General features: G+C 74.1%; 20 protein-coding genes. 10 read left to right on the forward strand and 10 right to left on the reverse strand.

Translation table 11 applies throughout. From position 1 onward, the window contains the following. The first annotated feature begins 267 nt into the window (after positions 1 to 267). Together ABII15_RS01505 and ABII15_RS01510 are read left to right on the forward strand one after the other, a co-directional pair. Positions 268 to 987: an aspartate/glutamate racemase family protein gene (locus ABII15_RS01505; protein ID WP_353940395.1), complete on the forward strand. Its 720-nt coding sequence runs from the start codon at positions 268 to 270 to the stop codon at positions 985 to 987. 45 nt (positions 988 to 1,032) lie between these two features. Further along, complete coding sequence (locus ABII15_RS01510; protein ID WP_353940396.1) at positions 1,033 to 2,235, forward strand: cysteine desulfurase-like protein; 1,203 nt, start codon at positions 1,033 to 1,035, stop codon at positions 2,233 to 2,235. Between the two features lie 98 nt (positions 2,236 to 2,333). On the opposite strand, the gene ABII15_RS01515 is transcribed toward ABII15_RS01510, so the two are convergent. The 4 genes from ABII15_RS01515 to ABII15_RS01530 all read right to left on the reverse strand — a co-directional run bounded on the left by ABII15_RS01515 (position 2,334) and on the right by ABII15_RS01530 (position 5,669). After that, positions 2,334 to 2,651: a hypothetical protein gene (locus tag ABII15_RS01515; RefSeq protein WP_353940397.1), complete on the reverse strand. Its 318-nt coding sequence runs from the start codon at positions 2,649 to 2,651 to the stop codon at positions 2,334 to 2,336. Positions 2,652 to 2,756: 105 nt separating this feature from the next. Continuing rightward, the gene (locus ABII15_RS01520; RefSeq protein ID WP_353940398.1) at positions 2,757 to 3,785 is read right to left on the reverse strand and encodes a PHP domain-containing protein; all 1,029 of its coding nucleotides are present in this window, start codon (positions 3,783 to 3,785) and stop codon (positions 2,757 to 2,759) included. Between the two features lie 46 nt (positions 3,786 to 3,831). After that, positions 3,832 to 5,307 (reverse strand): hypothetical protein, encoded by a 1,476-nt coding sequence (locus tag ABII15_RS01525; protein ID WP_353940399.1) that lies wholly within the window; start codon positions 5,305 to 5,307, stop codon positions 3,832 to 3,834. A gap of 197 nt (positions 5,308 to 5,504) precedes the next feature. Further along, positions 5,505 to 5,669 carry a hypothetical protein gene (locus ABII15_RS01530; RefSeq protein WP_353940400.1) on the reverse strand — a complete coding sequence of 55 codons (165 nt, stop codon included), beginning with the start codon at positions 5,667 to 5,669 and terminating at the stop codon, positions 5,505 to 5,507. 280 nt (positions 5,670 to 5,949) lie between these two features. On the opposite strand from ABII15_RS01530, the gene ABII15_RS01535 reads away from it, so the two are divergent. Together ABII15_RS01535 and ABII15_RS01540 are read left to right on the forward strand one after the other, a co-directional pair. Next, complete coding sequence (locus ABII15_RS01535; RefSeq protein ID WP_353940401.1) at positions 5,950 to 6,507, forward strand: DNA starvation/stationary phase protection protein; 558 nt, start codon at positions 5,950 to 5,952, stop codon at positions 6,505 to 6,507. Positions 6,508 to 6,623: 116 nt separating this feature from the next. Further along, entirely contained in the window at positions 6,624 to 6,854 is a 231-nt protein-coding gene (locus tag ABII15_RS01540) for a DUF5133 domain-containing protein (RefSeq protein ID WP_353940402.1), read from the forward strand. Positions 6,855 to 6,979: 125 nt separating this feature from the next. Here ABII15_RS01540 and ABII15_RS01545 read toward each other — a convergent pair whose 3' ends face one another. Further along, positions 6,980 to 7,975 carry an AbgT family transporter gene (locus tag ABII15_RS01545; RefSeq protein WP_353940403.1) on the reverse strand — a complete coding sequence of 332 codons (996 nt, stop codon included), beginning with the start codon at positions 7,973 to 7,975 and terminating at the stop codon, positions 6,980 to 6,982. Between ABII15_RS01545 and ABII15_RS01550 the strand changes: the two genes are divergently transcribed. Continuing rightward, positions 7,940 to 8,956 carry an Lrp/AsnC family transcriptional regulator gene (locus ABII15_RS01550; protein ID WP_353940404.1) on the forward strand — a complete coding sequence of 339 codons (1,017 nt, stop codon included), beginning with the start codon at positions 7,940 to 7,942 and terminating at the stop codon, positions 8,954 to 8,956. The genes ABII15_RS01545 and ABII15_RS01550 overlap by 36 nt on opposite strands. Before the next feature lie 15 nt (positions 8,957 to 8,971). Here the strand turns inward: ABII15_RS01550 and ABII15_RS01555 are convergent, their stop codons facing one another. Then, positions 8,972 to 9,379, reverse strand: a complete 408-nt coding sequence (locus ABII15_RS01555; RefSeq protein ID WP_353940405.1) for a hypothetical protein — start codon at positions 9,377 to 9,379, stop codon at positions 8,972 to 8,974. A gap of 138 nt (positions 9,380 to 9,517) precedes the next feature. Here ABII15_RS01555 and ABII15_RS01560 point away from each other — a divergent pair, with 138 nt between their 5' ends. Continuing rightward, positions 9,518 to 9,766, forward strand: coding sequence for a type B 50S ribosomal protein L31 (locus ABII15_RS01560; protein ID WP_111665025.1), 249 nt, complete (start codon positions 9,518 to 9,520; stop codon positions 9,764 to 9,766). 19 nt (positions 9,767 to 9,785) lie between these two features. Here the strand turns inward: ABII15_RS01560 and ABII15_RS01565 are convergent, their stop codons facing one another. Next, positions 9,786 to 10,412: an N-acetyltransferase gene (locus ABII15_RS01565; protein WP_353940406.1), complete on the reverse strand. Its 627-nt coding sequence runs from the start codon at positions 10,410 to 10,412 to the stop codon at positions 9,786 to 9,788. A gap of 172 nt (positions 10,413 to 10,584) precedes the next feature. Between ABII15_RS01565 and ABII15_RS01570 the strand changes: the two genes are divergently transcribed. Next, entirely contained in the window at positions 10,585 to 11,379 is a 795-nt protein-coding gene (locus tag ABII15_RS01570; RefSeq protein WP_353940407.1) for an SDR family oxidoreductase, read from the forward strand. A 27-nt stretch (positions 11,380 to 11,406) separates the two neighbouring features. Here ABII15_RS01570 and ABII15_RS01575 read toward each other — a convergent pair whose 3' ends face one another. The 3 genes from ABII15_RS01575 to ABII15_RS01585 all read right to left on the reverse strand — a co-directional run bounded on the left by ABII15_RS01575 (position 11,407) and on the right by ABII15_RS01585 (position 17,531). Further along, positions 11,407 to 12,981: an FG-GAP and VCBS repeat-containing protein gene (locus ABII15_RS01575; protein ID WP_353940408.1), complete on the reverse strand. Its 1,575-nt coding sequence runs from the start codon at positions 12,979 to 12,981 to the stop codon at positions 11,407 to 11,409. Between the two features lie 94 nt (positions 12,982 to 13,075). After that, positions 13,076 to 15,178 (reverse strand): NAD-dependent DNA ligase LigA, encoded by a 2,103-nt coding sequence (ligA, locus tag ABII15_RS01580; protein WP_353940409.1) that lies wholly within the window; start codon positions 15,176 to 15,178, stop codon positions 13,076 to 13,078. Positions 15,179 to 15,209: 31 nt separating this feature from the next. Beyond that, positions 15,210 to 17,531, reverse strand: coding sequence for an MFS transporter (locus ABII15_RS01585; protein WP_353940410.1), 2,322 nt, complete (start codon positions 17,529 to 17,531; stop codon positions 15,210 to 15,212). Between the two features lie 183 nt (positions 17,532 to 17,714). Between ABII15_RS01585 and ABII15_RS01590 the strand changes: the two genes are divergently transcribed. From ABII15_RS01590 to ABII15_RS01600, 3 genes are all read left to right on the forward strand, one after another. Continuing rightward, entirely contained in the window at positions 17,715 to 19,394 is a 1,680-nt protein-coding gene (locus ABII15_RS01590; protein WP_353940411.1) for a helix-turn-helix domain-containing protein, read from the forward strand. 138 nt (positions 19,395 to 19,532) lie between these two features. Beyond that, entirely contained in the window at positions 19,533 to 20,882 is a 1,350-nt protein-coding gene (locus ABII15_RS01595) for a diaminopimelate decarboxylase (protein WP_353946934.1), read from the forward strand. A 132-nt stretch (positions 20,883 to 21,014) separates the two neighbouring features. Further along, positions 21,015 to 22,448: a permease gene (locus ABII15_RS01600; protein ID WP_353940412.1), complete on the forward strand. Its 1,434-nt coding sequence runs from the start codon at positions 21,015 to 21,017 to the stop codon at positions 22,446 to 22,448. Positions 22,449 to 22,472: the final 24 nt, after the last annotated feature.

Raw genomic sequence — 22,472 nt, forward strand, 5'->3', positions numbered from 1 at the left:
GGCGGGGACGGGGAGCGAACGGCCGGCTCGGTGTGCGGTGGGGTGAGGTTAGGCCGCCGCGCCGGGCGGGTCACCGTGCACATGGCACGGCCAGCGGGGTGTGGAAGTGCGGTGTGCACAGATACGGATCCGGCCAGGCGCCGCACGTCGTGCGGGGGCTGTGCGGGTCGCCCTGACCGGCGGGCGGGGCTGTGCAGGGTGCCTGTTGTGGCGGCCGGGCGGGGCGGCCGAGGGTGTGGGCCACGTCCTTGCCGCCCTGGAGGTGCTGTGAAGCTCACGGTCGTGCTGCCCGTCATCACCGACGCGTTCACCGAGGAGGTCCGCCGGGAGGTCGCCGCCTGGGCGGCGCCCGGCACGGAGATCGACGTCCGCCGCATCGCGCGCGGCACCGCGTCCATCGAGTCCGAGTACGACGAGGCGCTGGCCGCCCCCGGCATCCTCGACGCCGTCCGCGAGGCGGAGCGGGACGGTGCCGACGCCGTCTTCGTCAGCTGCTTCGGCGACCCCGGTGTGCACGCGGCACGGGAGATCGTCGACATCCCGGTGGTCGGCGGGTTCGAGCCGGCCGTGCTCACGTCCCTCGCCCTCGGTGAGCGCACCGGGGTGATCACGGTGCTGCCGAACGTGCTGCCGATGCTGCACGGCCTCGTGCGCCGCTACGGCCTGACCGAGCGCGTCGGGCCGATCCGCGTCGTCGACATCCCGGTGCTCGACCTGGATCCGGGCGAGCGGCTGCTCGACGGCCTGGCCGAGCAGGCCCGGGCGGCGGTCGCCGCCCGGGAGGCCGATGTCGTCGTCCTCGGCTGCACCGGCATGCTCGGGGTGGCCGCCGCCCTCCAGGAGCGGCTGGCGAAGGACGGTGCGTACGTGCCGGTCGTCGATCCGACGGGCGCCGCGGTGATGTGGCTGGAGTCGCAGGTGCGCCTCGGGGTACGAGCCAGCCGGACGACGTACATGCCGCCGCGCGCCAAGGACCGCGTCGGCTGACCGCCGCCCCGCGCCCCCGTCCGCCCGCGTTCCCTGGAGTCGATCATGCCTTTCGATGTAGCCGCGCTGCGTGCGCGCGTCCCCGCCCTGAAGTCCGGTCCGGCGCGGTTCGACGCGCCGGGCGGGACGCAGACCCCGCAGCCGGTCGTGGAAGCGATCGCGGCGGCGCTGACCGCCCCGCTGGCGAACCGGGGCAAGGCCACGGAGGCGGAGCGCAACGCGGACCGGATCGTGGTGGAGGCACGGGCGGCGCTGGGGGACCTGCTGGGCACCGCTCCCGAGACGGTCGTGTTCGGGCGCAGCGCCACCCAGCTCGCCTACGACCTGTCCCGGATGCTGGCCAAGACCTGGCAGCCGGGTGACGAGGTGGTGGTGACGCGGCTCGACCACGACTCCAACATCCGGCCCTGGGTGCAGGCGGCCGAGGCGGTGGGCGCCACGGTGCGGTGGGCGGACTTCGACCCGGACTCGGGCGAGCTGCGGCCCGAGCACATCGAGGCGGTGCTGTCGCCGCGCACCCGGCTGGTCGCGGTGACCGCGGCGTCGAACCTGACCGGCACCCGCCCCGATCTGCCGGCCGTCGCCGCCCTCGTGCACGGCGTGGGCGCGCTGCTGCACGTGGACGCGGTGCACTACGCCGCTCATGGCGTGGTCGATGTCGCGGCGCTCGGCGCGGACACGCTGGTCTGCTCGCCGTACAAGTTCCTCGGCCCGCACCTGGGCGTCCTCACCGGGCGGGCGGAGCTGCTGGAGTCACTGCGTCCCGACAAGCTGCTGCCGTCCAGCGACGCGGTGCCCGAGCGGTTCGAACTGGGCACGCTTCCCTACGAGTTGCTGGCGGGCGCGCGGGCGGCCGTGGATCTGCTCGCGGGCCTCGACCCGCAAGCGCGGGGCAGCCGCAGGGAGCGGATCGTCGCCTCGTTCGCGGCTCTGGAGGCCCATGAGCACACGCTGCGCACCCGGCTCGAGGACGGGCTCGCGGCGCTGCCCGGCGTCACGGTGCATTCGAGGGCCGCGGACCGCACGCCGACGCTGCTGTTCACCGTGGCCGGCCGGGAGCCCGCCGACGTCTCGCGCCACCTCGCCGAACACGGTGTGGCCGCGCCCGCCGGGTCGTTCTACGCCGTGGCGGCGGCCCAGCGGCTCGGACTGGGCGACCAGGGCGGTGTCCGCGTGGGGCCGGCGCCCTACACCGACGAGGAGGACGTCGAGCGGCTCCTGACCGCGCTCGCCGAACTCACTGCCTAGCCCCGACACGCCCCGGCGGAGGGCGAGGAGTCGAGGCCGGGCGCGCGACGCCGGGGCGGGATCCGCCCGGGGTGGTCCCGGGACGGATCCGCGCACGGTCACGCCGGGTTGTCGATACCGGTCACGATCGCCGGTCCCAGCGGCGCGTCGCCGTCGTCGAACCCTGCCGCGCGCAGCGCCTGCGCGGCCAGTTCCCCGGCCCGGGTGCGGGCCTGTGCGCTCGCGTCGGCGGTCACTTCGAGGCGCATGCTGAACGTGTCGTCGTCGTTGACGGTGAGCAGGTCCAGGTCCTCCTCTCGGCCCAGCTCGGTGCGGTGCGGGTCCGCCTCCCGCAGATGCCGCTCGACCTGGGCTTTCACCTGGGCGTCCGCGGTCCGCACGAAGGTGCCGGGGATCGTGATGACGAAGGTCGTCATGTGCGGTGCTCCTGTCTGTGCCGTGGCTCGGCTGCCGTGTCGAGTCGGCTTCCCCGGGTCGCCCGGCTCACTCGGGCCACTCGGGTTCGGCGTCGCCGGCCCGTCTCACCCACGCTGTCCGCCGCCGCGGGTCCAGTCCAGGAGGCGGTCCGCGGACCAGGTCGTCACCACGCGGTCGGCGGGTACGCCGCACTCCTGTGCTCGGGCGCAGCCGAGCACCTGCCAGTCGAGCTGTCCCGGCGCGTGCGCGTCGGTGTCCACGGCGAACAGGGTGCCGGCCGCGACGGCGCGCCGCAGCAGCCGGCGCGGCGGGTCGAGCCGCTCGGGGCGGCTGTTGATCTCGACCGCGGTGCCGGACTCCGCGCAGGCCGCGAACACCGCGTCGGCGTCGAAGACCGACTCGGGCCGGCCGCGTCCGGTGACGAGCCGGCCGGTGCAGTGTCCGAGGACGTCGGCGCGCGGATCGCGGACGGCGGCGATCAGGCGGCGGGTCATCGCGGCGGCGTCCATCCGGAGCTTGGAGTGGACGGACACCACTACCACGTCGAGCCGGTCCAGGAGTGCGGGCTCCTGGTCGAGGGAGCCGTCGTCGAGGATGTCGCACTCGATGCCGGTCAGCAGCCGGAACGGCGCCCACCTGGCGTTGAGTTCGGCGATCACGTCGAGTTGTTCCCGCAGCCGCCGCGGGGACAGTCCGTGGGCCACGGTCAGCCGTGGCGAGTGGTCGGTGAGCACGGCCCACTCGTGGCCGAGGTCGCGCGCCGCGCGGCCCATCGTCTCGATCGGGCTGCCGCCGTCGGACCAGTCGGAGTGCAGATGGCAGTCCCCGCGCAGCAGCGCCCGGAGCCGGGCGCCCGCGCCGTCCGGCACGAGCGGGGTCCGCGCCGCCTCCTCCAGGCGGGACAGGTACTCCGGCACCTCGCCGGCGACCGCAGCGCGGATCACCTCGGCCGTGGTGGGGCCGATGCCCTTGAGCGCTTGCAGGGTGCCCGCCGCGGCACGGCGCGCCGTCTCGTCCGGGCCCTGTTCGGCGACCACCCTGGCGGCGGTGCGGAAGGCGCGGACACGGTAGGTGGGGGCGCGATCGCGCTCCAGGAGGAACGCGATCCGCTCCAGGACCTGCGGAGGTCGCATCGTCATCTCCGGCCCCGCGGACTCTCCGTCATCTGTCCAGCGTCGCTCAGTCGGCGCCGCCGGGCACGTCGGCGGCCTGCCGCAGCAGCTGTCCGATCTCGGGGTGCATGACGTCGTGGTGGCCGCTGAAGGGGCGGTCGGTGGTGTGGACGACCTCGGAGGCGTCGACGTTCAGGTAGGGCAGGCGCCGCAGGTCCTCCTTGCCCGTTTCCCCCAGGCACACGGGGGCGGGCCCCTCGACGCCCTGCACGCCGTCGAAGCCGAGGGCACCCCATTTGCGGGCGATCGACGTCAGGTCGGCGGAGTCGCCGATCATCTGGGCGGACAGCGGGTACAGCACGCCGAGGTGGAAGTCGAGATGGGAGAACGTGCAGAACAGCGGCCCCTGGACGAGGCGTTGCAGACTCCACAGCGCGCCGTGGCCCGAGACCTGCTGCGGCAGGCTGTCGGCGAACGCGAAGTGTGACATCTCGCCCTGGAGGAGCGTGAGGGAGGACAGCATCACCGGCTCGGCGCCACCGCTCTCCAGGCCGCGCAGCGCGAAGCCGGCCAGCCGGGCGCCGAGCCCGTGCCCGACGAGGTGCAGCCGCACCTCGGAGTCCTCGGCGAGACCGGGCAGGGCGGGACCGAGGCCCAGTTCCCCGATGAAACCGGCGCGGCGGCGCAGCATGTGGCGTACGACCTGGCGGAAGAGCTCGTGGGCGCCGTCCCACAGTGCGGCCTGGTCGGCGGTGCGGGCCTGCTCGCCCAGCGGGCCGCCGGAGGCGACCGTACCGGCGCGTGCCACCCGTTCGCTCAGCGGTCGCGCGGGGCGCGGTCCGGCGACCCGGATCTCGGCGAGGGTGCCCTCCTCGGACACGTCGGGCCCTTTGCGGCCGTCCTCGTGCCGGGCCGGGCGCGCGGATCCGGTGTCCCCGGCCCGGCGCAGGTCGTCGAGCGCGCCCGCGAACTCGACGCACATGGTCCTGGTGTCCTCGAAGAGCATGAGGGGGTCGGACTGCGGAATGATCTCGCCCTCGGCGTCGGAGGCGAACGGGGCCACCGGGTCCTGCAACGGGACCTCCGCCAGGCGGCGCAGTTGCGTACCGAAGTCGTCGAAGGCGGTCTCGTGGTCGGACCGGTCCCGCAGCAGGGCGACGATCCGCGTCAACTCCTCCTCGTGGCCGGGCAAATGACGCACGAGGTCGTCCAGCGTCTCCCGGTCGGCCTCCGCGCCGTCCGGCCGCTGTTCCACGCCGGGCAGGTCCTCGTCGCGGAAGCAGAGCGACGGCCAGTGCACGGAGAGCATTCCGGCCCGCCCGGGCGCGTCCTGCCAGGCCTCGGCCAGCAGGCGGCGGTAGGCGCCGTCGACGGCGGCGCCGACCTCCTCGTCGTTGTGGGCGCCGTGGACCACGATGTACAGGTCGCGGACGCCGCTGTCCCGCACGGCCGCTCGCACCCGGTCCACGGAGTCGGGCGCGAGCGCGGCCCCGCCGTCGAATCGCAGAGCGCCGAGATCGTGGAACGCGGCCGGTTGCGGCATGGCTCACTCCCGTGGGGCGCCGCCCGTCGCGACGCGGTGCGGAAGCGGGCCGGGGTGCCCGCCTCGCGAGGCACTCCGTCTTCCCACCGCGCCGCCGGGCACGCTCCGGGCGACGCCGATGTACGGCGTTTCTACGCCACGCATGCCGCTCCGCGCAGACGCCGGGGAGGACGGGCCCTCCCCGGCGGACCCACGCCCTAGCGGATCCGGTTGTCCTGCGTGATGTTCCGGGCGCGGGCCCGCGCCTCCTCAGCGGAGAGCCCCGCGTCGCACACGATCGTCACCACACTGCCGTCGTCCAGCGGCACACGCCGCATCTCCACGCCCAGCAGTCCCGAGCGTTCCGGCTCGTTCTCGGACATCAGAGCACCTCCTCGTCGGCGGATGCCCAGGCTAGGCAAGGAGCGGGGCCGGCGGCGGGGAGCGGGGGCCGCATGTCACACGATCGAAGCCCGTGACTGCGGCAGACGCCAGCGCGTCAACCCGACACGCGGGCGATTCGGACTCCGCTCCGGCGGACAGATGCATTCCGACACGCCCGCGCCCCACGGTGATCCTTCTCGCACGGGGCGGAATGTGTGGATCCCGCAGAGCGGGTAGTGGGGGTGGACAGCCCGTCCGGTACGAAGGGAGACACCCCCCATGACTCTGCAGAGCACTCCGAAGTACACCGTCCCCGGCCTCACGGTGGACCAGGCCGGAGAGCTGATCGAGATTCTCCAGATGCGTCTGCACGCGCTCAACGATCTGCATCTGACGCTGAAGCACGTCCACTGGAACGTCGTCGGTCCGCACTTCATCGCCGTCCACGAAATGATCGATCCGCAGGTCGACAAGGTCCGCGCGATGGCCGACGACGTCGCCGAGCGCGCGGCCGCCCTCGGCGGGGTCAGCCAGGGCACGCCCGGCGCGCTCGTGGCCGCCCGGACCTGGCAGGACTACAGCGTGGGCCGGGCCGACGCCATCGCCCATCTCGGGGCGCTCGACGTCGTCTACACCGGCGTCATCGAGGACCTGCGCAGGGCGGTCGCGGCGGCCGGTGCCGTCGACACCGCCACGGAGGACCTGCTGATCGGACAGCTGCGCGATCTGGAGCAGTTCCAGTGGTTCGTCCGCGCGCACCTGGAGACGGCGGGCGGTTCGCTGCGCACCGGCTCGGCCGATACGGAGGCGGAGGCCGCCCACAAGGCCGTCAACTAGCCTCCCACCAGGGCACGTTCGCGAGTGAATCAGGTCACGTCGGGCACGCGGTGCGCATGGACCGTGACAGGCCGGGCATGGGGAGGTACCGCCCCCCGAGCGAGAGCAGGCCCTCCATGCTGATGCCCGACGCCACGTTCGTCCGTACCCTGCTGAGCCGCTACGCCGATCTGCAGATGCGGCATTGCGAGCGGCCCTCGCAGGAGTTGCGCTGGCAGCTCGACGACGTGACCTACACGCTGTGCGTCTGCACCGGGACCCGTACGATCCGCGACGCCCTCGCCGCCGCCGACCGGGTCCTGGAGCAGGCCGCGGCCCGCGGTTCCGACGAACCGCAGGCCGCGTGAACACCCGGAGCGGCACGCCTGTTTGAGCCGGGCCGACGGGGGCACTCGGAGCCCGATCCCGTCGTACGAACCGAGGGATCCGATGAGCTGGGGGCGCGTCCTGGGACGAGGACGCGCCCCCGTCGTCATGGTGTGCGCAGGGCGGCCCCGGGGCCGAGGGGCAGGTCGAGCCCGTAGAAGACGCCGAGCACGGCCAGCCACGCCACCAGGAACGGGACGACGAACACCGACAGCCGCGAGAGCAGCGAACCCAGCCGCGCCTCGGGTTCGTAGCGCCGCAGCACCGTCAGGAGCAGGAACACGTACGGGTTGAGCGGCGTGATCATCTGGGTGGCCGAGTCGCCGATGCGGAACGCCGCCTGGGTGGCGGCCGGTTCCATGCCGAGCAGCATGAACGCGGGCACGAACACCGGCGCCACCAGCGACCACAGGGCCGAGCCCGAGGTGATGAACAGGTTCAGGACACAGACCAGCAGGACGAAGGCGAGCAGCCCCGCATATCCGGTGAGCCCGACGGACTGCAGCAGCGCGGCGCCCTTGACGGCGAGCAGCGTGCCCAGGTCGGTCCAGTCGAAGACTCCGATCACCTGGGCGATGACCAGGATGAGCACGATGTACGCGGACATGCCGGTGATCGCCTCGGCCATCATCCGGGGTACGTCCTCGAAGCGGGTGACGGCCTTGACGGTGCGGCCGTAGACGGCGCCCGCCAGCAGGAACGCCACGAACAGCAGCGGGACGATGCCGTCCAGGACCGGCGAGGGGACCAGCGCCCCGCCCGCGCCGCGCAGCGGTGATCCGGGGACCAGCCAGCAGGTCAGGACGAGCGCGGCGTACGCGAGGACGGCGAGGCCCGCGCGGCGCATGGCGGTGCGCTGGAGCGGGGTGACCTCGGTGGTGACAGCGGTGTCGGCGTCGTCGGCGGGGGCGGGATCCGTGGTTTGCGCGGGCCGCGGCAGCCGGGGTTCCAGGACGCGGGAGATGAGGAACCCGCCGATGAGCGCGAGGACGACGCTGGCGGCCGCCGTGTAGAAGTAGTTGATCAGGATGTGCGTGGACGCGTCGACCCCCGGGACCTGGAGCGGGTGCGGCTCGACGAGCTCGATCTGGCGCTGGTGCACGCCCTTCAGATCAACACCCGCGCCCCCTGGACACTGATCGGGGAGGAGCTCGGGATCGATCCGGTCACCGCCGCCCGGCGCTGGGAGCGGCTCGCCCGCACCGGGGCCGCCTGGGTCGACGGTTATCTGTCCCTGGACCGGGACGAGGGGTCGGTCTACGCGCAGGTGGAGATCGAGACCGGCGGGCAGTTGCCCGAGGACGTGCTGACCTCGCTGGCCGCCGACTCCCGCATGCTCAGCCTCAAACAGACCTCCGGCGGGCGTGATCTGCTCGCCATCGTCGGGGCGTCCTCCTTCGACGACCTGGCGCGGTACGCGGGTGAGCGCGTCGCCCGGCTGCCCGGGGTGCGCGGCCCCCGGCTGCACGTCATCACGGCGGTGCCGGTCGAGGGCGCGCAGTGGCGGATGCGCAGTCTCACGCCGGCGCAGCGCACGCTGCTGCGGCCGGAGGTCCCCGGCGGTGTGCCGGACGAGCCGATCCGGCCCGTCGACCGGCGGATCGCGCACGCGCTGGGCACCGACGGCCGGATGCCGCTGTCGGCGCTGGCGCGGGCCACGGGCACCAGTACGGCGACCGTGCGGCGCCGGTTGCGGACGCTGACCGCGGGCGGGCGGCTGTCGCTGCGCTGCACCCTGGCCCGGCCGCTGACCGAGTTTCCGGTGTCGGTGGTCTACTTCGGGGCCGTTCCCGCGGAGAACCTCGACGCGGCGGTCCGCGCGCTGCGGACGCTGCCGGGGCTGCGCATGTGCAGCATCACCGCGAGCACGCACAATCTCATCCTGGACATCTGGGTGCGCTCGCTCGCCGAGGTGCACACCACGGAGGCCCTGCTCAACCGGCGTCTCGCACAGTTGGAGCTGCGCATCACCGAGCGCGCGGTGGTGCTGCGCACGCTCAAGCACGCGGGGCGGCTGCTCGACCGGCGCGGGCACAGCGTGGCGGCGGTGCCGCTCAACTCCGTTCTTCCGGACGGGTGTTGAGCGGCCCGCGGCCCGTCAGACCCGTCCGCCGGTCAGTCGCGTGAACGGCCCCTGGCTGCCGCGCTCCGCGCGGCGTCCGGCCGCGTAGGAACCCGCGACCAGGGCCGTGGCGCCTGCCGTGACACCGGCGGCGACGATCTTGCGGTTCTTGAGCACGGCCCAGGCCGTCGTCGCGGCCGAGACCGCCTGGCCCGCCGCCGAGGTCACGGTGGAGCGGGCGGTGTCCAGCGCGGCGGTCGCCGTGGTCGCCGCGCGGGCTCCCTCGGTGCCCGCCGTGCGCGCCGCGCGGCCCGCTCCCGCACCGGCCGCCTCCGCCTTGGACGCGGTCTTCTCCGCGGTCCTCTTCGCTGCCTTGGCCGCGGCGGGCTGCGCCGTCCTGGTCGTCCGTGCGGCTGTCTCTCCGTTGTCCTGTGTGTTCGCCATGGTGTGCGAATAGCCGGATCCGGCCGGGACAAACAGCGGGATCGCCCTTACGGTGCCTGAGGCCCGCCCGCGGCCCTCGCATGGCGCCGGTCCGGCCGGTGGACGACGATGGGCACAGGCCGAAGCGAAGGAGCAGGCATGGCTCAGGACAATCCCGACTACCGGCCCGTGGTCTTCCGGGACAAGGCCGCCGGCTACGCGTTCTTGACCCGGTCCACGGCACGGACCGACGCGACGATCGAGTGGGACGACGGGGAGACCTATCCCGTCGTCGACGTGGAGATCTCCGCGGAGAGTCACCCCTTCTACACGGGCAAGGCGCGCACGGTGGACACCGAGGGGCGCGTCGCGGCGTTCGAGCGCCGTTACGGCAAGGACGAGGGCTGACGACCGGGGCGGCGCGGTCTCATCCGGCCACGGCCGTGGAGCGGCCCAGGTACCAGACGGGCCCGGGATCCGGAACCGTCAGCAGCCGGAAGCCCAGCCGGTCGTAGAACGCCCGCGCCGCCGTGTTCGCCCGCACCATGCACAGGTGGACGGCCGGCACGCCCCGCTCGTGCAGCGCCTCCAGGAGCGTGTGCATCAGGGCGCGGCCGTGTCCCTTGCCCTGCCAGGGCGGGAGCAGGTCGATGTGCAAGTGCGCCGGGAAGTCGGCGAGTTCGTCCCTGACCATGCGTTCGGGTGTGTGCAGCAGCCCGATCATCTCCTCGCTGGGCGTCCGGGCCGCTCCGTCGACCGGCGGGTACCGGCCCGCCACCCCGGGCAGCCACTCCGCGCGGAAGCGGGCGGCGAACGCGGTGGTGTCCGGGACGCCCAGGACGTAGCCGACGGCGGTTCCCTCCCCGTCGTCCAGGACGAAGGCGAAGTCGGGCTCCAGGTGCACGTAGGGGTAGGCGAAGATCGACGGCATCAGCTCGTGGTCGGGGTAGAGCGACGTCGAGTCCCGCCCCTGATGGGCCGTCATGACGCAGATGTGTCCCAGCGCTTCACGGTCGGTGAGCTGGTAGGGACGGACGAACGGAGTGTTCTTCATGCGGCGCACCCTGCCACGGTGGGAGCGCTCCCGCACCGACTTTTCCCCGGTCTCCCCGGCCGCTGGGCGGCGCCCGCCCGTCACTCCGACGGTCCACATCTGGCCGGTGCACGTCGCGCGCACCGGGTAGGGCTCCTGCGCACACCCGTCACCGTCATCAGGAGTCGCCCGTATGCAGATCGATCTGGCCGGACGGACCGCGCTGGTCACCGGCTCCACCCAGGGGATCGGCGCCGCGATCGCCACCGGGCTCGCCCGGTCCGGAGCCCGCGTCGGCATCAACGGCCGTACCCGGAAACGGGTCGAGGAGGCCATCGACCGGATCGGCGCCGACGCCCCCGGCGCCGCACTGGTGCCGGTGGTGGCCGACGTCGCCACCGACGAGGGCGCCCGGCACGCCGCCGAGGCGCTGCCGCGGGTCGACATCCTCGTCAACAACCTCGGCATCTTCGACTCGGCCGACCCGCTGGAGATCAGTGACGAGGAGTGGCGCCGCTACTTCGAGGTGAACGTGCTGGCGGCGGTCCGGATGATCCGCCAGTACCTCCCGGGGATGACCGAGCGCGGCTGGGGCCGGGTGCAGAACATCGCCAGCGACTCGGCGGTGGTGATCCCCGCCGAGATGATCCACTACGGCATGTCCAAGACGGCACTGCTCGCGGTCACCCGCGGCTTCGCCAAGCAGGCGGCCGGGACCGGCGTGACCGTCAACTCCGTCATCGCGGGGCCGACCCACACCGGCGGCGTCGAGGACTTCGTGTACGGACTGGTCGACCGGGACCTGCCCTGGGACGAGGCCCAGCGGACGTTCATGCGCGAGTACCGCCCCCAGTCGCTGCTCCAGCGCCTCATCGAGCCCGAGGAGATCGCCAACATGGTCGTCTACCTCGCCTCGGCCCAGGCGAGCGCGACCACGGGTGGGGCGCTGCGCGTGGACGGCGGCTACGTGGACTCGATCCTGCCCTAGAGCGTGCCCGGCGAGGCTTGTCGCGGCCTAGCGGGCGATCCCGCCGCCTCCCATGTAGAGGCGCAGGTTCCCGTCGCGCTCGAAACCGTCGCCGTACAGCCGGGTGACGCCGCAGGTCGACAGGCCGTGGCCGGTGCCGGGCAGCACCCACGCGGAGCTGCGCACCTTGTCGTCGCCCGGCGCGGCCACGGCCAGGTCGTCCCGGTGGTCGCCGTCCATGTCGACGAGGCGCACCGACATGCCGAACGCGGCTCGCTCGGTCTTCCTGCCTCCCAGGTCGCCCGCGTCGAGGACCCGAGCGCCCCGACCGGTCAGGCCGCCGGGGCCGCCGAGCAGGAGCAGCACCTGTTCCGGGCCGGTCTTCGCGTACGCCTCGCTGCGGGGGGAGCCGGCCACCACGTCCGCGTAGCCGTCGCCGTTGACGTCGCCGGTGTCCAGGGAGAGGAAGGCGGCGTCGTCGTCTCGGGGTTCCGCGCCGGGCACGCCGGGGGTGTCGCGGTCGATGGTCGTCGACGGTTTTCCCTTCCCCGGACCGGACTTGGAGCCGTGGACGACGGTCACCGCGCTGTGGCTCACCTTTCCGCGCCGGGGACTGAGCACGAGGTCCGCGACGCCGTCGCCGTCCACGTCGCCGACCGCACCCGCCGCCGCGTCGGGGAGGCCGATGCCGCCCGGCTGGACGAGGCCGCCGCGACGTTCGTGGAAGTAGCTGACCGGCCACCGTTCCTCGAACGTGGCGGTGCCGAGGGGCTCGTCGTGATGGAAGGCGATCAGTTCGTCGGCGCCGTCGCCGTCCAGGTCCCCGGCGACGAGGCCCGCGTAGTCCGCGGACCCGATGTCCGGTGCGGGCTTGCGCGGTGCGGACACCGGGCCGGTGCTCCTCGGCGAGACGTCGCGGCTGAAGGGGCCCTTGAGCAGGCCCTTGTCGGAACCGAGCCCGAAGACCAGGTCGGCATGCCCGTCCCCGTCGAAGTCACCCGCGACGAGGCGCTCCTCAAGACCCGGGTCCGGCGCCCAGGAGACATGGCTGCCGTCGGTGCCCGGTACGCGGGCGGCGCTCTTCAGCCCGTCCTGGGAGCCCCACAGGATGATCACGCCGGGTTCGTCGTCGTGGACGGCGGTGGCGAGGTCGGTGTACCCGTCCCCGTCGAGATCGCGGGCCGCCACCCAGGAACCGAAGTACGCCTCGTAGTCGGCCTTTCCCGGTATCGCGGCGTCGTCCTGCGTGAGGTACTGGCACCGGGCGAGGCCGGTGCCGCGGCCCGATCCGTACGCCACCGCGATGCTGCCGCCGGCGTCGGCGTTCTCCACGTCGCCCAGTGCTCCCATGGCCAGGTCGGGGTGACCGTCGCCGTCGAAGTCGGCGGCGGGCGCGGTGCCGGCGGGCGCCCGGTCGTTCTCCGCCGGGGCCGCGACAGGCGCGGTGCCGTGAGCAGTGGTGCGGCAGGTACCGGGCGCGGCGATGCCGGGGGCCCCGGACCGGGCCAGCACCACGCCGCCCGCGACGGCGACCGCGGCGATGCCCGCACCGGCCGCGATCACCCACCGGCGGTTGCTCCCGCGTGTGCGCTCCGCCTTCTGCCCGTCCTGTTCGACGTCCATATGATCAAGCACGTCCCGACGGCGTCCGGCGGTTCCGGACGCCCGGTCGCGGATGGATCACGGCACCGTCCGCGTCGACGGCCGCGCGCTTCGGTCAGCCGAGGAAGTCGGCGACCATCACCGCGAACTCGTCCGGGGTGGCGAGCCGGATGCCGAGGCTCTCGGCCTTGGCCCGCTTGGCCCCCGCGCCCTCCCCCGCGACGAGGAGGCTGGTGTTCTTCGAGACGCTGCCCGACGACTTGCCGCCGGCCCGCTCGATCAGCTCGTTCATCTGGTTGCGGGAGAGCTGCTCCAGGGGGCCGGTCATCGCCCCGGTGACGACGACCTTCAGGCCCGCCAGCGGCCCCGCGTCGGCGCCCGGCGTCTCCGGGTCGTCGTCGGCTGCGGGCGGTGTGGCGCCGGGCTCGGTCATGCTCAGCCCGGCCGCCGCGAGCCGGTCGATCTGGTCCGCCAGCTCAGCGAGTTCGGCGACGATGACGCGGGCCTTCTCGGCGCCGATGCCGTCGACCCGCTGCATCGCCTCCGCGTCCGCCGCCCGGATCCCGTCCATCGTGGCGAAGTACCGGGCGATCCGGCGGGACATGGAGCGGCCCGTGCCGCGCACGCCCAAAGCGCACAGCACCCGCGACAGCGGCTGCTTGCGGGCCGCCTCCAGGGCCGCCATCAGGTTGTCGGTGCTGGTCTCCCCCATCCGCTCCAGGCCGAGCAGCTGTTCGCGGGTCAGCCGGTCGAACAGGTCGGGCAGGCCGGTGACCAGGCCCGCCTCGACGAGCTGGACGACGCGGGTGTGGCCGAGGCCCTCGATGTCGAGCTGGTCGCGCCCGGCCGCGTACGCGATCGAGGCGACGAGGTGGCAGTTGCGGCCGCGCTCGCAGCGCCAGCGCTGCTCGCTGGTGTCGATGCCCGAGCCGCACTGCGGGCACGCGGCGGGGAAGGCGATCTCCCGTTCGTCACCGGTGCGCAGGTGGGCGACGGGCGCCTCGATGCGGGGGATGATGTCGCCCGCCTTGTAGACCATCACCTGGTCGCCGAGGAGCAGGCCGCGGCGGGTGATGTCGGCGGGGTTGTGCAAGGTGGCGTACGTGACCGTGGAGCCGTCGATCTCGACCGGCTCCAGGACGGCGCGCGGCGCGATGATGCCGGTGCGGCCCACGTTCCACTCGACGTCGAGCAGCCGGGTGATCTTCTCGACGGCGGGCAGTTTGAACGCGACCGCCCAGCGCGGCGCCCGGGTGCCGGAGCCCGCGGCCCGCTGGTCGGCGGCGAGGTCGGCCTTGACGACGATGCCGTCGATCCCGAACGGCAGCTCGGCGCGGAGCCCCGCGATCCGCTCGACCTGCTCCACGACCTGCTCGACGGTGGTGACGACGACACCGGGCACCTGGGTGCTCGCCGGCGTGTTGACGCCCCAGGCCGCGGCGCGGTCCATGAGGGCCCCGTGCGCGGCCTCCTGGAGTTCGGCGGCGAGGGTGGCGTCGGTGCCGGGCAGCGGCAGCAGTCCGTAGCCGAAGAAGGTCATCGGCACCGTGTAGGCCCGGTCCTTGGCGCGCAGGGTGCCGGCGGCGGCGTTGCGCGGGTTGGCGAACGGGTCGCCGCCGTGCTCGGTGCGCACCTCGTTGGCGTACTCGAACTGGGCGGCGGTCATGAGGACTTCGCCGCGCACCTCCAGCGTGACGGGTTCGGTGAGCAGGTCGGGCAGGCCCTCGACCGTGCCGATGGCGTGGGAGACGTCCTCGCCCGCCGTGCCGTCGCCGCGGGTGACGAGGCGGGTGAGGCGGCCCTCCTGGTAGCGGGCGGCGACGGCCAGGCCGTCGAGCTTCGGCGAAACGTTCCAGCTCGTGACTTCGCGGCCGATCCGGCGCTCCAGGGAGGCCGCCCACGTGGTGAACTCCTCGCCGGAGAACACATTGTCCAGGCTCAGCATGGGCACCGTGTGCGGGACGTCGCCCTCGACCGCGCCGCCCGCGACCTTGTCCGTCGGCGAGTCGGGCAGCACCTCGTCCGGGTGCTCGGTCTCGTACACCGTGATCGCCCGCACGAGCCGGTCGTAGGCGTCGTCGTCCAGGGCGGAGGTGCCGCCCTCGTAGTACGCGGCGGCGGCCCGGCGCGCGTCCCGCACCGCCTGGGCGTAGGCGGCGGAGTCGGACAGCGCGGGCAGGCCGGAGGGAACGGCAGAAGTCGTCGTCATGCTGTTCATTCTTCCTGGTGCCACTGACAATGACGGGTCGTCAGGCCAGGGATAGGTCCGCCTGCCGGGAGCACGGTGCGGGGGCCGTCTCGCGGGTGAGGGCGACGACGGCGATGTCGTCGGTGAGGTGATGGGTCCAGTCGTGGACGTCCTTGTTGAGGTGGGTCACCAGCGCGCCCGGTTCGGTGCCTCCCGCCACCTCCAGGCGTTCGGCGAGGGGGTAGAACTCGCCGGAGGAGTTGCGGGCCTCGCTGAGCCCGTCGGTGTGCAGCAGGAGCGTCTCGTCGGGGGCGAGCCCGACCGTGGCGGGCCGCGGGAGGTCGTCGCCGAGGGCGCCGAAGCCGAGCGGCAGCAGGGCGGGTACGGCGATCTCGCGGACGCTGCGTCCGGAGACGGCCAGCGGGGCGAGGTGGCCGCAGTTGACCACCTCGACCGTGTCGCCCGAGGCGCCGTGCTGGAGCAGGACGGCGGTGGCGAACAGTTCCTCGTCGCCGCGGGCGCCCGCGGCGCGCACCAGTTGCCGGTCCAGGCGGGCGGCGAGTTCGCCGAGGTCCGCCACCTCGTGCGCCTGGCAGCGGAAGGCGCCGAGGACGTCGGTGACGGTCTGCACGGCCGGCATGCCCTTGCCGCGGACGTCGCCGACGAGGATGCGGGTGCCGAAGGGGGTGTCGACGGCCTCCAGGAAGTCGCCGCCGATGCCGGTGCCGACGGTGGCGGGGCGATAGAGACCGGCCAGCCGCAGGCCGCCGAGTCGGGCCGGGATCGGGTGCAGCACGGCGTGCTGGAGGGCGCCCGCGGCCTGCTCGGTACGGGCGTGCCGTTCGGTCTGCTGGCGCCGCAGGAACGTCAGGACGCCGGCGAGGACACCGATGGCGAGGGCCGTGATGACGGTGCCGGGCCGCTGTGCCACCTGTTCGCCGGCGACGCCGCGGATGAGCAGGTACTCCAGACCGGCGGTGCCCGCGACGGCGAGGGCGACGGCGGGCCGTCCGACGACGAGTGCGGCGGCGGCCACGACGCCGACGGCGACCCATAGGAGTTCACCGATGTCGGCGGAGGTCGGCCCGGTGCGCAGCACGGAGGTGGCGGGCATGGCCTGCGCGGCGGCCGTGCCGAGGACGATGGCGGTCGGGTGGAGCGCGGAGAAGGCGCCCAGGCGGGAGTGCGGGAGCGCGGCGAGGAAGCCCGCCATCTGCGGGGTCTGGGCGGTCATGATGCCGAAGCCGACCAGCGCGGACATCGCGCAGCACATGGCGGTCGCCGGGCCCGCGCCCATCGGGACGGTGTGCAGCAGGGCCAGGCCCACCGCCGCGAGGGGCAGACCGAGCGAGCAGCCGGTCAGCGGGGTGAAGGCGGTGTGCCGGGCGAGCAGGCAGGCGGCGGCGCCGCCGAGGCCGAACGCGGAGACGGCCAGGACGCCCTGGGTGGCCGTGCCGCCGCCCGTGATCACCAGTGCCGGAAGGGTCAGGGCGATGACGATCTGGGTGAAGCCGACGACGACCCCGGCGACGAGCGCCGTGCCGGGCTGGCGCAGCGGGGCGCCGGTCAGGCGCCGTCGGCTGCGCGAGCACAGCAGCCCGGCGGCGACCGCGCCGGGCGACGCGGCGAGCAGGGCGAGGACCCAGGGGTCGGACCAGCCGCGTACGGGCGCGAGGTAGAGGCCGGTGATCAGCAGCACCGCCGCACCGAGGCAGCCCGAGAAGAGCACGTCGAGGCGGGTCGAGGTACCCGAGACGGCTGTTTCGGGCACGATCCGCAGGACGGCGACGGTGCCCACGACGGCGAGCACGGCGAAGGTCAGGGAGACGGTCCGCCAGCCCAGGGTGGAGACGATCAAGGAGGCCACGTTGCTGATGGCCAGGAACACCAGGGACATGATCGCGAGCCAGGTCCCCATGATCCGGCGCAGCCGGCCGGGCAGCGACAGGGACGGGACGAAGGCCAGGCAGGTCACGAAGATCGCGGAGGCGGCCATGGTCACGAGGACGCGTCCGGCGATGTACGCGGAGGGCTGCGCGACGAAGGCCACGAACAGGCAGCCGGTGCCGAACACGCCCAGCGACCAGACCAGCACCCGGCGGCGGCCGAACCGGTCGCCCGCCCGGCCCGTGACGAAGAGCGCGACGACGCCGCCGACGGCGCCGAGCACCTCGCCCGCGGCCATCGACTCCCGGCTCACGCCGAGGTCCCGGGCGAGCGCGGGTCCGGCGGCCGCCCGCAGCACGGGGCCGATCACGTACAGGGCGGCCAGTGCGGCGAGGACGGTGTACACCCGTATCGGCGCCCGGCCCGGGGGGCCGTCCCGCGACGGGCCTCCGGGACCGCGCGGGCCCGCTCCTCGGACGACCATGTCCCTCGCCACGTAACCGCCTCTTCCTCTTCTCGCGCCCTCCCCTGTCGCTCGACCCCTGATCGTGCGCCCCTGATGTCGCACTCCTCATGAAATGCCCGATCGAGCGGGGCTTATTCACCTGGCTAAGTTTTAAGGTCTAAAGTCACAGCGCTCGCAGACGAACGACCCGGGGCGGCTTCGTATCCTGCTCTCGTGATCACCCCGCCCCAGGACGCCACCCTGCGCCAGGTCCTCGACCACGACGAGGACGGTGTCCTGCGCCTCGTCCTCGCGCCGTCCGGGCCCGACGTCCCGGTGCGCGGCGTGCTCATCGGCGACGAGGACGCGGCCCGGCCGCACGACGGGCACCTCGTGCTCGCGGCGGGGCTCACCGCGGACCCGGCCGCCGCGGCGGAGCGGGTGCGTGAGCTGGCCCGGCGGGGCGCCACCGCCCTCGTCCTCAGGGACACCGGCGACGGCCCTCCCCCGGCGGAGATCGTCGCCGCCGCGCGGGAGACCGGTCTCGCGCTCCTGGCGCGGGCCGGGTGGGCCGACTGGGCGGACACCGTCGAGCTGGTCCGGTCCGCCTGCGCGTTCGCGGCCCTCGGCACCGGGGACCGGCTCGTCGGCGACATCGCGGGCGGCGGGCTCGCCGTGCTGGCCGCCGAGGTCGCCCGGTACTGCGGTGCCTCCATCACCGTCGAGGACACCCAGTTCCGGGTCCTGGCGCACTCCGCGACCGGCCCCGACGCCGACCCCGTCCGGCAGTCGACGATCCTCGGCGGGAAGGTCCCCGACTGGCGGGTGGCGGAGCTGCGGCGGGCCGGCCTGCTGCGCGCCCTGTGGAGCTCCCGCGACGTCATCCACCGCGCCGCGGACGGCGACGACCCGGAGCGGCTGATCGTCGCGATCCGCAACGGCGGCGAGATGCTCGGCTCGATCTGGGCGGCGGCCGACGGCGCCGGTTTCGCGCCCGAGGCACGGGAAGCACTGCGCCGCGCCGCCGAGGTCGCCGTGCCGTATCTGCTCCAGCACCGGCTGCGCGTCGGCTCCGAGCGGCGCCGCGAGCAGCACGCCGTGCGCGGGCTGCTGTCCGGCGAGGGCGACCGGCGCTCCCACATGTGGTCGCTCGGGCTCACCGCGCAGACGCCCTGCGCGGTGGTCGTCGCCGAGCAGGAGGAGTCCGTCGCGCCCTTCCCCGAGCGCGTCTTCCAGGCGCTCGCGCTCCAGGCCAGGGCCCACAGGACGGGCACCCGGTACCTGCGCGAGAGCCACCGGCTCACCGTGCTGCTGCCGGTCCCCGACGGACAGGACCGGGACGCGGTGGCGCTCGCCCGGGACCTCGCCTCCCTGGCCGCCGCGATGCCGGACGCCCCGGTCGTGCGGGTCGGCGCGGGCCCGGTCGTGGCCTCGCCGCTGACGGCCGCCGCGTCCGCCGAGGAGGCCCGGCTCGTCGTGCGCGCCCTGCGGGAGCGCGAGGCGCGGGCCGACGGCGGGCCGCCGCCGCGGCACGCGGGCCCCGACGACGTCCGGCAGAGCGTGGCGGTGCTCCGGGTCCTGGACGCGGTCCGGCCGCTGTGGGATCGGCACGGCGGTCCGGTGCACGACATGGTCGCCGCCGATCGCGCGACCGGGGGCGACCTGGTCCGCTCGCTGACGGCGTACCTGGACGCGGCGGGCGACATACCGCGCGCGGCGCGGCGTCTGGTGCTGCATCCCAACACGCTGCGGTACCGGCTCAAGCGGGTGCGGGAGCGCTTCGGCCTCGACCTCGACGATCCGGACACGCGGCTGATCGTCACCCTCGCGATGCGGCTCGCGACCTCGGACGACGGCCACGACGCCCCCGACGGCCCGGACACCGGCAAAGCCTCGGACAGCACGGAGATGTGAACCGATTCGTGGTGGTGTTCGGAGCAGCGCACAAAAGAAGGCAGCTGTTTTGGCCCGTGGTACGAAGACGTGTCCGCGCGGCGGCGGTCAGGCTCGGGGCACCTCCCCCGTTCCCGTGACGAAGGCAGCCCTGTGACTCTGGATTCCGCCACCTTCCTGGACTCTCGTACGGCAGAGGAGCGCGTCGCCGCGGTGCTGCGGCAGGCCGTCGACCGGAAGCTGGTCGGCACCGAGCAGCCCGTCGCGGGCTTCCTCGACACCGACGGCATCCGCGCGTCCGTCGCCGCGCTGCATGCCGCGTTCGGCGAGGTCCCCGACGTGCTGCACACCTTCGCGGTCAAGGCGTCCTCGCTGATTCCCGTCCTGCGGCTGCTGGCCGACCTGGGGATGGGGTGCGAGGTGGCGAGCCCCGGCGAGCTGCGCCTCGCCCTGGACGCGGGCTGCGCTCCCGGCCGGATCGTCCTCGACTCCCCCGCCAAGACGCGCGAGGAGATCGCCGAGGCGCTGGCCCTGGGCGTGGCGCTGAACGCCGACAACCTCGACGAGCTGGAGCGCGTCGACGCGCTGCGCCCGGCCGACAGCGCGTCCGTGATCGGGCTGCGCGTCAACCCGCAGGTCGGCTCCGGCTCGATCGGCGCGATGAGCACCGCCACCGCCACCTCCAAGTTTGGAGTGGCGCTGCGCGACCCGGGCGCGCGCGAGCGGGTGGTCCGGGCGTTCGCCGAGCGGCCCTGGCTGACCCGGCTGCACGCCCATGTCGGTTCGCAGGGCTGCCCGTTGGAGCTGATCGCCGAGGGCATCGCGGAGACCTACCGGCTCGCCGAGGAGATCAACGCAGCGGTCGGCGAGCGGCAGATCACCAGCCTCGACATCGGCGGCGGCCTGCCGGTGAACTTCGCCGACGACACCGTGCGCCCCACCTACGAGGACTACACGCGCGCCCTGCGCGCCGCGGAGCCGCGCCTGTTCGACGGCCGGTACGGCCTGGTCACGGAGTTCGGGCGGTCGCTGCTCGCCAAGAACGGCTTCATCGCGGCCCGCGTGGAGTACGCGAAGGAGGCCGGCGGCCGCCGGATCGCGGTGACGCACGCGGGCGCGCAGACGGCGACCCGCACCGTGCTGATGCCGGGCGCCTGGCCGCTGCGGGTCGGCGCCTTCGACGCGCAGGGCCGCCCGAAGGACGGCACTCCCGTGGCCCAGGACGTGGCGGGGCCGTGCTGCTTCGCGGGCGACGTCGTCGCCGAGGACCGTGCGCTGCCGCCGCTGGCGGAGGGCGACTTCGTCGTGCTGCGCGACACCGGCGCCTACTACTTCTCGACGCCCTGGGCCTACAACAGCCTGCCCCGGCCCGGTGTGCACGGGTACGCCACGGACGCCGCCGGAGACGTCCGGTTCGCGCCCGTCCGCGACGCCCAGACCCTCGACGAGATCGCGGCCGAGAGCGGCGCCGGGCACGCCGACCGGCTGACCACCCTCTCGCGCCCCTGAGCCGAGCGAAGCTCGCGTCGGAGGCGCAGGGCAGTGCCCGTCAGCGGCTCCGCCGCGGGGCGCGACCAGCCACGACGAGACCCGCACCCGGCAGACCGTCCCACCACCCCCTCCCCGTGCCGAGGATCCGCCATGCCCGAAACCGCCACGGCGCAAGACGCCGCCCCCGCCCGCTCCCGACCGCCGCGCCGCGCCCTCGCCCTGGGCGCCGCCGCCCTCGCGCTCGCCCTGAGCCTGGTCGCCGGCCTCACCACCGGCGCCCCCACCGTCTGGGGGCTGCTGCCCATCGCGCTGTACGCGGTGCTCGCCCTCACCGGCCTCGACCTCGTCCTCGTGACCGGCGTCGCCCTGCTCAGCGCCGTCCTGGTGGCGCTGCCCTCGCCCGCGCAGGCCGGTGACGTCCTGGGCACCTCCGTGACCGACCCGGTGACCGTCATCGGACTGATCATCGTGCTGGGGTCGGCGGCGGGCGAGGTGCTGCTGCGCACGGGCGTCGCCGACACCCTCGTACGGGCCGTCATGCGCATCGCCGAGGGCCGCGGGACGACCGTCCTGATGTACGGGATGATGGCGGCCTGCATGGTCCTGGTGGCCGGGCTCGGCACGCTCGCGGGGGCACTCGCCATCGCCGCGCCGCTGCTCGTCCCGGTGGCCGCGCGGGCCGGGTTCACCCGCTCGGCGACGGCGGCGACGATGTTCCTCGGCGGCTGCGCGGGCCTCGCGCTCGCCCCGTTCGCGGGCTCCAACATCGCCATCATGAACACCGCCGACACCGGCTATCTCACCTACGTCGCCGTCGGCGCGGGCCCGCTCGCCGTCCTGTCGCTGCTGCTCGCCGCCGTGGTGGTGCCGTGGGTGCAGCGGCGCAGCGCCGCGCAGGGTGACCACTACCGGCCCGAGGAGGTCACCGAGGAGCGGCGGGCCGAGCCCACGCCGCGCGAGGCCGCCCGCACCCGCCGGGCCACCTGGACCTTCGTCGCGGCGCTGGCCGCCACGGTCTGCTACGCCACGGCGACGAAGGCGGACACCACGTTCCCGCTGATCGCCCTGCCGCTGCTCATCGTGGTGACCGCGGCCGCGGCCGGGCTCTCCCCGCGCCGCGCCGCCGCCGCGGTCCTGACCGGCGCCCGCCGCATGGTGCCGATGCTGCTGCTGTTCTGGATGCTGGCCGCCCTGTTCGGCTTCATCGATCTGCTGCACCCGTACGACGTGGTGCTCGACCGGTTCGGCCCCGGTCTGCGCGACATGTCGCCGGTGCCGTTCGCGCTCGCCGTGGCCGCGCTCGGCTGGGTGGGCGTACCCGGTGCGACGGCGGCCCAGGTCATTCTCATCGGCGAGGTGTTCGGCCCGCTCGGCGACCAGCTGGGGATCACCCCGGCCGCCTGGGTGGTCATCCTGCTGTGGGCCTCGAAGGCGGACACCTACGGGCCGCTGCCCAACGCCAACATGGTCGGCGCCATGGGCATGGCCCGCGCCGACCGGCTCCCCTATCTGCTCGGCACCGGCTGGGCGCTGCTCGTCCCGGCGTGCGCGCTGTACGCCGTTCTGCTCATCCTCATCCTGTGACCCCGCAATCCCCCACCCGCCCCG

The organism is Streptomyces sp. HUAS MG91, assembly GCF_040529335.1.
In the GTDB taxonomy this organism is placed as follows: Bacteria; Actinomycetota; Actinomycetes; order Streptomycetales; family Streptomycetaceae; genus Streptomyces; species Streptomyces tabacisoli.